The 12,542-nt window shown below is 75.3% G+C and carries 11 protein-coding genes; 2 read left to right on the top strand and 9 right to left on the bottom strand.

Going from position 1 to position 12,542, the window contains the following annotated elements; genetic code table 11:
- Nucleotides 1-19 precede the first annotated feature (19 nt).
- The gene (locus IR170_RS04465) at nt 20-529 is read left to right on the top strand and encodes a hypothetical protein (RefSeq protein ID WP_193661324.1); all 510 of its coding nucleotides are present in this window, start codon (nt 20-22) and stop codon (nt 527-529) included.
- Nucleotides 530-547: 18 nt separating this feature from the next.
- Here the strand turns inward: IR170_RS04465 and IR170_RS04470 are convergent, their stop codons facing one another.
- Nucleotides 548-2,155, bottom strand: a complete 1,608-nt coding sequence (locus tag IR170_RS04470; RefSeq protein ID WP_193661325.1) for a long-chain-fatty-acid--CoA ligase — start codon at nt 2,153-2,155, stop codon at nt 548-550.
- 118 nt (nt 2,156-2,273) lie between these two features.
- Here IR170_RS04470 and IR170_RS04475 point away from each other — a divergent pair, with 118 nt between their 5' ends.
- Complete coding sequence (locus tag IR170_RS04475; RefSeq protein ID WP_193661326.1) at nt 2,274-3,554, top strand: S1C family serine protease; 1,281 nt, start codon at nt 2,274-2,276, stop codon at nt 3,552-3,554.
- A gap of 18 nt (nt 3,555-3,572) precedes the next feature.
- Here the strand turns inward: IR170_RS04475 and IR170_RS04480 are convergent, their stop codons facing one another.
- From IR170_RS04480 to IR170_RS04515, 8 genes are all read right to left on the bottom strand, one after another.
- A complete protein-coding gene (locus IR170_RS04480; protein WP_193661327.1) occupies nt 3,573-4,652 on the bottom strand; it encodes a GNAT family N-acetyltransferase in 1,080 nt (359 codons plus the stop codon).
- Nucleotides 4,649-6,334 (bottom strand): ABC-F family ATP-binding cassette domain-containing protein, encoded by a 1,686-nt coding sequence (locus tag IR170_RS04485; protein ID WP_193661328.1) that lies wholly within the window; start codon nt 6,332-6,334, stop codon nt 4,649-4,651. Before IR170_RS04485 ends, IR170_RS04480 begins: the two co-directional genes overlap by 4 nt.
- 57 nt (nt 6,335-6,391) lie before the next feature.
- The gene (locus tag IR170_RS04490; protein WP_193661329.1) at nt 6,392-7,120 is read right to left on the bottom strand and encodes a lytic murein transglycosylase; all 729 of its coding nucleotides are present in this window, start codon (nt 7,118-7,120) and stop codon (nt 6,392-6,394) included.
- The gene (locus tag IR170_RS04495; protein WP_193661330.1) at nt 7,117-7,755 is read right to left on the bottom strand and encodes an HAD family hydrolase; all 639 of its coding nucleotides are present in this window, start codon (nt 7,753-7,755) and stop codon (nt 7,117-7,119) included. Before IR170_RS04495 ends, IR170_RS04490 begins: the two co-directional genes overlap by 4 nt.
- Nucleotides 7,752-8,543, bottom strand: a complete 792-nt coding sequence (locus IR170_RS04500; RefSeq protein WP_193661331.1) for a 3'(2'),5'-bisphosphate nucleotidase CysQ — start codon at nt 8,541-8,543, stop codon at nt 7,752-7,754. The genes IR170_RS04495 and IR170_RS04500 overlap by 4 nt, the downstream gene beginning before the upstream one ends.
- A gap of 25 nt (nt 8,544-8,568) precedes the next feature.
- Nucleotides 8,569-9,165, bottom strand: coding sequence for an aminoacyl-tRNA hydrolase (gene pth, locus IR170_RS04505; protein WP_193661332.1), 597 nt, complete (start codon nt 9,163-9,165; stop codon nt 8,569-8,571).
- Nucleotides 9,162-9,848, bottom strand: coding sequence for a 50S ribosomal protein L25/general stress protein Ctc (locus IR170_RS04510; RefSeq protein WP_056863790.1), 687 nt, complete (start codon nt 9,846-9,848; stop codon nt 9,162-9,164). Before IR170_RS04510 ends, pth begins: the two co-directional genes overlap by 4 nt.
- A gap of 166 nt (nt 9,849-10,014) precedes the next feature.
- Entirely contained in the window at nt 10,015-12,534 is a 2,520-nt protein-coding gene (locus tag IR170_RS04515) for an FHA domain-containing protein (RefSeq protein ID WP_193661333.1), read from the bottom strand.
- Nucleotides 12,535-12,542 lie beyond the last annotated feature (8 nt).

Consider the following 12,542-nt stretch of genomic DNA (forward strand, 5'->3'; position numbering starts at 1 on the left):
CGGGCACTGTGCGGACCTCGTGAGGGACCACGCGGACACGGTCCACGACGTCGGCCGCGTTTCCTGGGGCCTCGCGGGCACGGCCTACGGCACCACCGCCGACGGGCTCGCGCTCACCCTCGACGCGATGGCCGTGATGGTCACCGGGCTGGCCGGCGGTGTGGAGGCCGCCGGAGGAGTGGTCGGGGGCGTGCGGTCGACGGTCCGGGACACGATCGCCGACATCGTGGGCGCCATCGGCTCCGCGGTGGTGAAGTTCCTCTCCGTGGTCTTCGCCCCCGACGCGATCCGGTCCCTGACGACCAAGGTCGCCAGCCTCGCCGCCAAGATCGGGAAGTTCGTCGACGACCTCATCGTGTCGATGGGGCGCTTCGGGGACCTGCTCGACGACCTCCTCGACATGGCCCGCACCACCGGGCAGAACCTGATGAAGTTCGAGGACGCCTGGAGCAACGCCACGCTCAAGACGCCGGACATCGCCCTCAACGGCGCCACCCAGCTCTCCCAGCTCGACGACGACAACCCCTGAGCGCGACCGGCCGGGCGGTCAGTTGACCGCCCGGTCGCGACCCTCCCAGTAGGGAGCGCGCAGCGAGCGCTTGAGGATCTTGCCCGTGGGGTTGCGCGGGAGCAGGTCGAGGATGTCCACGGACTTGGGGCACTTGAAGTGCGCGAGGTGCTCGCGGCAGTGGGCGATGAGCTCCTCCGGCGTCGCCGAGGCGCCCTCCCTGAGCGAGACCACGGCCTTGACCGCCTCGCCCCAGGTGTCGTCGGGCACCCCGATGATGGCGACCTCCATCACCGCGGGGTGCTCGGCCAGCACGCGCTCGATCTCAGGGCTGTAGATGTTCTCCCCGCCCGAGATGATCATGTCCTTGAGCCGGTCCTCGACGAAGACGTAGCCACCGTCGTCGACCCGGCCCATGTCGCCGGTGCGGAACCAGCCGTCGGCCGTGACGACCTCGGCGGTGGCCTCGGGCTTGTTCAGGAAACCCTTCATCAGCTGCGGCGTGCGCAGCCAGATCTCGCCGTGCTCGCCCACCGGGAGGTCCTCCAGCGTGGCCGGGTCGACGATGCGCACCTCGACGTCGGGCACCGGGCGCCCCGCCGAGACCAGCCGCTCCGGGTGCTCGGGGTCGCGGTGGTCCTCGGGCATGAGGTGGGTGGCGACGCCCGCGACCTCGGTGAGGCCGTAGACCTGGATGAAGTCGGTGTCGGGCCAGGCCTGCATCGCCGCGCGCAGCAGCGGGGGCGGCATCGGCGCCGCGCCGTAGGTGTAGGTGCGCAGCGCGCCGAAGAGCTTGACCGCGTCGGGGCCCGCCTGCAGGACCTGGGCCAGCACGGCGGGCACGAGGAAGGTGCGGTTGGCGCCGGCCATGATCGCCCCGGCCAGGGACGCGCCGTCGGGCTCGCGGGTCATCACGCTGGGGATGCCGTCGTGGATGCCGAAGAGCACGTAGGACGAGCCGCCGACGTGGAAGAGCGGCATGGCCACCATGGACTTGTCACCGGGCTCGAACTCCCAGCCGTCGTGGGCGTTGACGGTGTGGGCGACCATGTTGGCGTGGGTCAGCATGACCCCCTTGGGGCGCCCGGTCGTGCCGGAGGAGTAGAGCACCAGGCAGGTGTCGTCGGGCGTGACGGCCGGGTCGCGGTCGACCGGGGTGGCGGCGGCCAGCATGGCCTCGTAGGCGTCGCCCTCGGCCCCGTCGGTGGTCACCTCGACGACGTGCTCCACGCCGGTCAGCCGCTCGCGCACCCGCTCGAGCAGCGGCACCAGCTCGGAGCCCACCACGACGACCGTGGCCCCCGAGTCGTTGACGGCGTAGTCGACCTCGTCGGGCGCCAGGCGCCAGTTGACGACGGCGTTGGCCGCGCCCAGCATCGCGGCGGCGAGGGAGACCTCGACGCAGGCCGGGTGGTTCTTGTCGAGGAAGGCCACGACGTCGCCGCGACCGACGCCGAGGTCGCGCAGCGCCCCCGCGGCGCGACGCACCCGGTCGTGCCACTGCGACCACGTCCAGGTGCGGCCGAGGTAGGTCATGCACTCGCCGTCGGGGTCCACCGACGCCCAGTGGGCCAGCCGGTCGTCGACGAAGACGGCCGTGGGGGCGGGGCGGGAGGACGTGGTCTCGGGCGTCGCCGTGGCACTCATGGCCCAGATTGTGACCGAGAGCACAGTCAGCCACAAGGGTCCGTCCCGTGCCGGCTTCTTCCCCCGCCAACAGGGCCGTCTCAGCCTGGTCACAGGGTGGCTGAGCACAGTCGTCACCATGAACGACTTCCCTCGCGACGAGCAGCCCGCCGGCCCCACCCGCCCCGACCAGCCGGCCTGGTCCGCCCCGGCCGGCCCGCCGCCGCCCCCGCCCTACGCCGGGTCGACGGCCGTGGCCGAGCGGCCTCGGCGCGGGCGCACCGTGTTCGCGGCCGGCCTGCTCACCGCCGCGCTCGTCGTGGGCGGCGGCGCCGGTCTCGGCGGTGCGGCGGTCTGGTCCTCGCTCAGCGACGACGCCACGGGCGGGTCGGCGTCCGGGGCCTCGACGGCGAGCACCACCTCGCAGGTGGTCGACACCCCCGAGGACCCCGGCGAGCAGGGCACGGTGCAGCAGGTGGCCCAGGAGGTGCTGCCCTCGGTGGTCAAGATCGAGGTGCAGGGTGCCCAGGAGTCCGGCTCCGGCTCGGGCATCGTGCTCAGCTCCGACGGCCAGATCCTCACCAACAACCACGTGGTCGAGGTGGCCGGCGACTCGGGCACCATCCAGGTCGACTTCAACGACGGTTCGACGGCGCTGGCCGAGATCGTCGGCACCGACCCGCTCACCGACACCGCCGTGATCCAGGCCCAGGACGTCAGCGGCCTGACCCCCGCCACCATCGGCTCCTCCGACGACCTCCAGGTCGGGCAGGGCGTCGTGGCCATCGGCTCGCCCTACGGCCTCGACGCCACCGTCACCAGCGGCATCGTGAGCGCGCTGGACCGCCCCGTCGACGTCGGCTCCGACAGCGAGGGCAACACCACCGCCTACCCCGCCGTGCAGACCGACGCGGCGATCAACCCCGGCAACAGCGGCGGCCCGCTGGTCGACATGTACGGCCACGTCGTCGGCATCAACTCCTCCATCCGCACCGCCGGCAGCGGCTCGAGCTCGCCCTTCGGCGAGACCGCCGAGGGCGGCTCGATCGGCCTCGGGTTCGCGATCCCGATCGACGAGGTCATGCCGATCGTGGAGCAGATGGTCGACGGCGAGACGCCCACCCACGCCCGGCTCGGCATCACCGTGAGCGACGTGCGCGCCGAGGGCGGCTCGACCGCGGCCGTCGTCGACGGCGCCCAGGTGCAGGAGATCGGCGACGGCTCGACGGCGGGCGACGCGGGCCTGCAGGCCGGCGACGTGATCACCCGCATCGACGACACCGCCATCTCGGGCTCCGACTCGCTCATCGCCACCATCCGCTCCTACCGCCCCGGCGACACCGTCACCGTGACCTACGTGCGCGACGGCGAGGAGCAGACCACCGACCTCGAGCTCGACTCCGACGCCACCACCTCCTGACCCCGTCGCGACCGGAGGTCAGTCACTGGGAGGTCGGTCACCACGAGGGAGTCGGCGCTGGAAGGCGCCGGCTCCCTCGGCCGCGCGGAAGCCGAGGGCGTCGTTGACCGCCACCATCGGCGCGTTGGCGTCGGCGTTCCAGGTCAGCACGCGGCGCACGGAGGGGTCGGTGGACTGCAGCAGCCGCAGGTTGGCCGTCTTGACCGCCAGCCCGAGCCGGTGGCCGCGGTGCTCCCGGCGCACCAGGGTGCCCCACTGGAAGGCCCGGCCCGGCTCGTGGCTGCCGGTGACCAGGTCGGTGTAGGCGACCACGTCGCCGTCGGCGTCGAGCGCGACGGTGCCGATCCTCGTGCGGCCCTGACGGCGCTGCACCTCCTCGGCCTCGCGCACCCCGGCGGGGTCGGCGGTCCCGGGCTCGCGGTCGAGGTCGCCGGTCGGGGCGTCGGACTCCACCCGGGCGCTCGCCTCGGCCCACCCCCGCAGCAGCTCCTCGGGCACCGGCCCCACGAAGGAGCGCAGCGTGTGGTCCGGGTGGTGCGTGGCCGCCTGCTCGGCGAGGACCGCCAGGCGGTCGGGGTCGACGGGCAGCTCGAGCGTGCGCAGCACCTCGACCAGGCCCAGCTCGAAGCGGTGGCGGCGCAGGAACGCCGGCCCCGCTTCGGCGGCCCCGTGGTCCGCGGCCCCCGCAGGCCACCAGGTCCGGGCCTGCACGACGCTGCGCCCGCGCTCGCGTGCGACCCCGAGCAGGTGCTCGAGCACGGCGGAGCCGTGGCCGCGGCGCCGGTGCGCCGGGGCGGTGCCCACCTCGACCTCGGCGGTCTCGAGGTTGTCGCGCAGGCTCGCGCCGATCCACCCCGTGGCCACCACCTCCCCGCCCACCAGCCCGGCGTAGGCGCTCGCCCGCCGGGTCCGGCTCGCGCCCGACACCTGACCCTGCAGCTGCAGGCGCAGCTCCTCGCGCCGCCACGGCGTCGCGAGCTCCTCGTGCCCGTGACGCTGGGCGGCCTCGTAGGTCGCGTGCCACGGGTCGAAGGACCCCGGGTCGAAGGGGTCGACCTCCACCACCGTCAGCGCGCCCGACGCCGCGGTCTCGCTCACCGGGCGCGCTCCACGCGGCCCTCGTCCCACACCGGCCCGTCGGACTCGTAGACGTCGCCGTCGGCGCCGTAGACCAGGAACCGGTCGAAGCCGCGCGCGAACCAGCGGTCGTGGGTGACGGCCAGCACCGTGCCCTCGAAGGCCTCCAGCCCCTCCTCCAGCGCCTCGGCCGACTGCACGTCGAGGTTGTCGGTGGGCTCGTCGAGCAGCAGCAGGGTGGCGCCGGAGAGCTCGAGGAGCAGGATCTGGAAGCGGGCCTGCTGCCCGCCGGAGAGCGACTCGAAGCGCTGCTCCGCGGCGTGGGCCAGCTCGTAGCGGTCGAGCACCCGGGCGGCCTGCTCGCGCCCCATGCCGGCGCGGCGCTCGTCGCCGCGGTGCAGCACCTCCACGAGCGTGCGCCCGACCAGCTCGGGGTGGTCGTGGGTCTGCACGAACCAGCCCGGCCGCACGCGCGCCCCCAGGCGGGCCAGCCCGCGGTGGCGCACGGGCTCGATGACCACGTCGCCCACCGGGCGGTGCTCGACGTCGGGGTCGGTGCCGCCCGCGGCGAGCAGGCGCAGGAAGTGGGACTTGCCCGAGCCGTTGGAGCCGAGCACGGCCACGCGCTCGCCGTACCAGACCTCGAGGTCGAAGGGGTGCATCAGACCGGAGAGCTCCAGGCCCTCGCAGACGACGGCGCGCTTGCCGGTGCGCCCGCCCTTGAGCCGCATCGTGACCTGCTGCTCGCGGGGCTGGTCGGCCGGCGGTCCGGCCTCCTCGAACTTGCGCAGCCGGGTCTGCGCCGCGCGGTACTGCGAGGCCAGGCCGTCGTTGTACTCCGCCTTGATCTTGTAGCGCAGCACGAGCGCCTTGAGCTTGGCGTGCTCCTCGTCCCACCGGCGGCGCAGCTCCTCGAAGCGCAGGAACCGGTCCTTGCGCGCCTGGTGGTAGGAGGAGAAGCCGCCCGGGTGGGTCCACACCGTGTTGCCGGCGGCGCCGAGCTCGACGGTCACGACGCGGGTGGCGGTGTTGTCGAGCAGCTCGCGGTCGTGGCTGATCATGAGGATCGTCTTGTCGGACTCGCGGATGCGCTGCTCCAGCCAGATCTTGCCCGGCACGTCGAGGTAGTTGTCGGGCTCGTCGAGCAGCAGCACCTGGTCGGGCCCGCGCAGCAGCAGCTCGAGCACGAGGCGCTTCTGCTCCCCGCCGGAGAGGGTCGCCAGCTCGCGGTACTTCGCGCGGTCGAAGGGCACGGCCAGCGCCGCGGTGGTGCAGACGTCCCAGGTGACCTCGGCGTCGTAGCCCCCGGCGTCGGCGTACTCCCCCAGCGCCGTGGCGTAGGCCATCTGCGTGGCCTCGTCGTCGCTCTCCATCAGCGCCAGCTCGAGGCGGTCGACCTCGGCGGCCGCCGCGCGCACGCGGGGGCTCGACACGCTGAGCAGCAGGTCGGCCACCGTGGGGGCCTCGCCGAGGTCCTTGCCGACCATCTGCCGCATCACGCCGAGACCGCCGGAGCGGGTCACGACCCCGGCGTGGGGCACCAGGTCGCCCGTGATGAGGCGCAGCAGCGTCGTCTTGCCCGCGCCGTTGGCGCCGACGAGCGCGACCTTGGCCCCCTCGCCCACCCGGAACGACACGTCGTCGAGCAGCACCCGCCCGTCCGGCAGCTCGTAGCGCACCCCGGCGACATCCACGTGACCCACGACGAGCCATTGTCCGGCACGCGCGCCCGCAGGGCACCTTCTTTGTCGCGGGGGCCGTCAACCCCCGGCGGCCCGGGCGTACGCCGACGCCGCGGCGTGCACGGCGTCGACGTACTCGCGCGAGCGGTTGTAGGTCAGCACCGCCGCCTCCCAGGTCTCCAGACCGGTGAGGTCCTCGCCCGCCGCGCACAGGTAGCGCGCCGCCCCGAGCGCGGCGTCGTCGAGGTCGCGGGGGTCGGCCGCGCCGTCGCCGTCGCCGTCGGCCCCCCACGGCTCCCACGTGGTCGGCAGGAACTGCATCGGCCCCACGGCGTGCTCCCACACGGTGTCGCCGTGCCAGCGCGCCGACCCGCCGGTGGCGCGGATGGCCGCGAACCCGCCCGACCCGTCGAGCGCCGGGCCGAGGATCGTGCTCGAGGAGCGCCCGTCGGCGCCGAGCGTGCGACCGCCGAGCGTGCCGTGCTGCGACTCCACCCAGCCGATGCCGGCCAGGGTGGTCCACCCGACCCGGCAGCCGGGGTCGGCGAGCTGGGCGTCGGCGTAGGCGCGCAGCGCGGGCACCGGGATGCCGGTGGCCCGCGCCGTGCGGGTCAGCCAGCGCTGCTCGACGAGCTGCCCGGCCGAGCGGGCACGCTCCGGCGGGGTGGGCGCGGCGACGTAGTCGGCGCCCGGCGTCAGGTCGAGCACCCGCTCGGGGGCGTAGAGGCGCGAGGCGGCGAGGGCGAGCAGGCAGACCACGGCGAGCAGTCCCGCCAGCCGCACCACCGCCCGGGGCGGGCGGCTCATCCGTGCGGCCGCGCCTGGCCGAGGCGGACCCCGGCCCCGCGCAGCAGCGAGACGAGCCGCTCGTGGCCGTCGGTGATGGTCCAGTGCACCCCGCGCAGGCCGACCCCGCACGCGGACGCGACGTTGTCGGCGCGGTCGTCGACGAAGACCACGTCGTCGGGGTCGGCACCGATCATCGCGACCGCCCGCTCGAAGTAGGCCGGGTCGGGCTTGGCCACGCCGAGGTCGCAGGAGTAGACGCTGACGTCGAAGCGCTCGTCGTAACCCAGCACCGTGCGCATGTGGGCGGCACGGTGGGCCTCCTGGTTGGTGCCCAGGTGGACGCCGTGGCCCGCGGCGCGGACCCGCTCCACCACGGCCCACGAGGCGGCGTCGGGCTCGGTGGCCAGCCAGATGGCGGCGTGGAGGTCGCGGGCGGGCACGTCGACGCCGTGGCGCTCCAGGACGCCGGCGAGGTCGGCCAGGAAGTCGCTGCGCCCGACCAGCGCCTCGCGCTCCACCGCCACGGCCTCGCGCAGCAGGGCCTCGGAGGCCTCGTCACGCTCACCCAGCCAGGGCGCGGCGGCGCGCTCCCAGCCGCCGGGCAGCGACTGGAGGACGCCGTCGGCGTCCCACAGGACGTGCCGCGGGCTCACTCGGTGCCGTGGGCGGCGATGAAGGCCAGGATCCGCTCGGACAGCTCGGGGCGGCACACGACGACGTCGGGCAGGTAGACGTCGTCCTGGTTGTAGACCAGCGGGCTGCCGTCGACGCGTGAGGTGAACAGGCCCGCGGCCCGCGCCACGGCGACCGGGGCGGCGGAGTCCCACTCGTACTGCCCGCCGGCGTGGACGTAGGCGTCGGCCACGTCGCGCACGACCGACATCATCTTCACCCCGGCCGAGCCCATCGGCACGAGCTCGGCGCCGATCTCCTCGGCCAGGGCCTGCACGAAGGCCGGCGGGCGGCTGCGCGAGACCGCGATCCGGGGCCGCTCGGAGCTCGAGGCGGGCACGGCGGGGGCCTCGCCGGTGGTGAAGGTCTCCCCCAGCACCGGCTGGGCGACCGCGCCGGCGGTCAGGTCGCCGCCGTCGGCGGAGCGCTCCCACAGGGCCACGTGCACGGCCCAGTCGTCGCGCGGGGGCTCGGAGAACTCGCGGGTGCCGTCGAGCGGGTCGACGATCCACACCCGGTCGGCCTCGAGGCGGGCCTTGTCGTCCTTGCCCTCCTCGGAGAGCACGGCGTCGCCGGGCCGCAGCTCGGCGAGCAGGCTCATCAGCAGCTCGTGGGCCGCCCGGTCCCCGGCGTCCTTGAGCTCGCGACCCTCGAGGCCCTCCTGGCGGACCTGGAGGAGGCGGCGTCCCGCCACCTCGGCCAGCCAGGTGGCGAGCACGTGGTCGTCGGTGGCGGAGGCGGCGGGCGGGGTACCGGGGTCGAAGGTCACGGCCGTGACCCTACCGGGGCCCGCCTCAGGAGTTGAACCGCTGCTGGGTGCGCTCGAGGCCCTCGGTGACCAGGCTCTCGACCGCGTCGGCGGCCAGGTCGACGCCGAAGGGCAGGACCTTGCGCTCCGCGGTCGAGTAGTTCGACAGCACGAAGTCGGCGACGTCCTGGCGACCCGGGGGCCGGCCGATCCCGACCCGCACGCGGTGGAAGTCGCCGGTGCCCAGCGAGGAGCGCATCGACTTCAGGCCGTTGTGGCCGTTGTCGCCACCGCCCAGCTTGACCCGCATCGTGTCGAAGGCGATGTCGAGCTCGTCGTGGATCGCCACGATGCGCGCCGGAGCGACCTTGTAGAACGACGCGAGCGCCTTGACCGGGCCGCCCACCTCGTTCATGTAGGAGCGCGGCCGGGCGAGCACGACGCGCGGCGCCGGGGTGCCGGGCGCACCGAGTCGTCCCTCGACGACGTCGGCGCGCCCGGTCTTGTGCGCGCGGAATGACGCACCCATGCGACGGGCCAGCTCGTCGTTGACGAGGTAGCCGATGTTGTGGCGGTGACCGGCGTACGTCGGGCCGGGGTTGCCCAGCCCGACGACCAGCCAGACCTCGGAGGTCTCGCTCACTCCTCGGAGGAGGAGTCCTCGGAGCCCTCGGCGGAGTCGCCCTCGGCGGCCTCGGCCTCGGCCTGCTCCTCGTCGGACTCCTCGCGCTCGATGCCGGCCTCGGCCTCGGCCTCCTCCAGCTCGGCCTCGAGGGCCTCGGCGCTGATCTGCTCGGTGACGTTGACGACCAGCGTCTCGCCGTCGAGGAGCAGGGTCGAGCCCGAGGGGAGGGTGAGCTCGGAGGCGAGGATTTGGGTGCCGGCGGGCAGGCCCTCCACGGAGACCTCGATGGTCTCGGGGATGTTGGTGGCCTCGGCCTCGAGCTCGATCTCGGTGGTGTCGGTGACGACCAGGGTGTCGGGGCCGGCCTCGCCGACGATGGTGACGGGCACCTGCACGGTGACCTTCTCGCCCTTGGTGACGGCGACGAAGTCGATGTGCTCGAGGTGGCGCTTGATCGGGTCGATCTGCACCTCGCGGGTCAGCGCGAGCTGGGTCTTGCCGTCGATCGAGAGCTCGAGCAGCGCGTTGGCGCCGCCGTGCTTGAGCGCCATCATGGTCTCGTGGCCCGGCAGCGTGATGTGCTGGGGGTCCATGCCGTGGCCGTAGACGACGGCGGGGACCTTGTCCTCGCGGCGGATCCGGCGGGCGGCGCCCTTGCCGAACTCGGTGCGGGACTCGGCGGTGATCTTCTCGGCAGACATGCTGCTTCTCCTGTGCGGTCGGCTCGTGCGGTGTGGAGGTGGTGCGTGCGTGTGGTCGCCCGGAGGACGGGACCGAGACGCACAGCACGGCGCGATGAGGCAGCCGACCGCGTCGATCACGGAGGTCTGTCTCCAGACCGTCCCTCGCCGAGGCAACCGCAGCAGTCTAGCCCGGCTCCCGGCCACCCACGAATCGCGCCGCGGCGTCGACGGCGTCGACGAGGTCGTCGAGGTCGGTGCGCACGGGCGTCGTGTCCGTCCGCGGCGGCTCGGGCACGGGCCGGCCCAGCCCCCACCAGTCCAGCGGCTGCACGTGCACCGCGGCGGTGACCGCCGCAGCGCCCGGGGGCTGACCGCCCACCCAGGCCAGCTGCACGGCCACCTCGTCGCCGGCCTCCCCGGCGCCCGCGCCCACGCCGGCGACGAGGGCGCGGCCCGGCACCGCGGCCGGGAGGACCGCGGCCGCGGTGGTGCCGAGCAGGTCGAGGCTGCCCTCCTCGTCGAGGCGCAGCGCGATGCGACGCGTCACCACCGAGCGCACCGCAGCGGGCACCGCGCGGGGTCGACCGGTCGCCGCCAGCAGGTGCAGCCGGGCGTCGCGGCCGGCCAGCCAGGCCAGCGCCTCGGCCGTGCCGGGCGAGGCCGACTCCAGCAGGTCGAGGTCGTCGACCACCACGAGGACCTCCCGGGCGGTGCGCAGGGCGGCCTCCGCGGCGCGCACCGGGCCCTCCCCCGCGGCGGCGTCGGCGGGTCGCGCGTGCGGGAGCCCGGCCAGCGCCGCGAGTCCGGCGAGGGTCGCCCGCCCGGGTGCGGCGGCTCCGCCGTCGACGAGCACGACGGCGAGGGCGTCGGGTGAGCGCGACAGCGTCGCGGCGCCCGCCATCGTCAGCAGCGCCGCGGTGCGCCCCGTGCCGGGGAGCCCGGCCACGACGGTGTGGGCGCCGGGTGCCAGCGGGTCGAGGTCCACCGGGCCGTCGCCACCGACCCCGACCGGCACCGCACCCGCGGGGGCGCCACGGTCGCGCTCGTCCCACGCCCGGGCCAGGGCGGCCTCGCCGAGGGCGTCGGCGGGCAGCAGGTCGCGCAGGCGCACCCGCTCGGGCAGGAGCGGACCCGCGACCGGGTCGAGCACCGGCGAGAGGCGCCGGGCGGCGCGGTCGACCAGCGCCGGGGCCACGCCCTCCAGACGCACGCGCGGCAGTCGCTCCTGGCCGCTGCGGGCCAGGGCGGCGTACGACGGCTGGGCCGCGTCGACCAGCAGGGTCGCCGAGCAGCGCTCGGGGAGGTCGGCCTCGCGCTCGTCGACGCAGACGGCGTGGACGCCGACGGCGGGCCCGTCGCGCAGCAGCTCGGTCAGCGCGGCCGACCCGCCCGGGGCGTCGGCGAGGGCGCGGTGGCCGTGGACGACCACGACGTGGGCCGCCCCGCGCTCACCGGCACGGCGCCGGCGCACGGTCGCCAGCAGGTCGCCGAGGCGGGCCTGGTGGCCGCTGGGATCGACCCCCACCCGCGCCGCCCCGCCCGCGGGACCGGCGGGCCGCAGGTGCGGCAGCCACCGCAGCCACGACCAGGCCTCGTCGGCGCGGCTGCTCAGCACGGTGAGGCCGAGGTCGCCGGGAGCGTGGGCGGCGCACAGCTGCAGCAGCAGCCAGCGCAGCACGGCGTCGCCGACCGCGCCGGGGCCGGCCACCCCGAGGACCGGGGTCCCGCGCAGCGAGACCGCCACCGGCACGTCGCGCAGCCAGGGCCGGTCGGCGGGGGTGCCGCCGCGCAGCTCCATGCCCGCCGGTCGCGGGCCGGTGCCCACGCGCAGCACCAGGAAGTCGTCGTCCTCGGGGCGCCGCTCCCACAGCCGCCGACCGTGCTGCAGCACCGTGGCCACCGTGCTCGCCGGGTCGGGCAGCAGCCCGCGGGCCTCCTTCTGCTCCTGCAGCACGGCCTCGCGCAGCAGCCGCCGCACGTCGTCGCCGAGGTCGCTGGGCCCGGTGCGACCTCCCCGCCACCCCCGCCCCCGCGGGGCCGGGGGGAGGTCGATGGCGAGCGGGTGGGCGGCGCCCCGCACGCGCGGGGGCCGCTGGAGCCTGAGCCAGCCGGGTGCGGCCGGCTCGGTCAGGGCGGCCGCACCCGCACCGACGCGCAGCTCGCACAGCGAGTCGCCCACCGCCAGCGACTCGCCCTGGCGCCACGACACGGGCACCTGCGGTGGGCAGGCCCGCCCGTCGATGGCGGTGCCGTTGCTCGAGCCCAGGTCGGTCACGGTGACGGCCACCGACGTCACCCCCACCCGGCAGTGGCGCCGCGAGAGCGAGTGGTCGGCCCAGGAGAGGGCGCCGCTGCGGCCGATCTCGTGCGTGCCGGCCGGCAGCGGGAGGACCGCACCGCTGTCGGGCCCGCTCACGACGTGCAGCTGGAGACCGCGGCCCAGCCGGGGAGGCGAGACGTCGGCGCCGAGGAAGCCGATCCGGCTGCCGTCGAGGAGGCCGAGGTCGGCGACGGTGCCGCGTCCGGTGGGGATGCCGCCGTCGAGCGTGGTGGGTCCCCCGCGCGGCACCACCATGGGCGCGTCGGGGGCCCCGGCGAGGGCGCGCAGCCGACGCTCGAGCTCGGCGGCGGGGCCGGACTCGTCGCAGTCGACGAGCACGTCGAGGGCCCGCGCGGGGGTCTGCAGCGTGACGGTGACGCGCACGGGGCGGG

Source organism: Nocardioides kribbensis (genome assembly GCF_015070375.1).
Classification (GTDB): Bacteria; Actinomycetota; Actinomycetes; order Propionibacteriales; family Nocardioidaceae; genus Nocardioides; species Nocardioides kribbensis.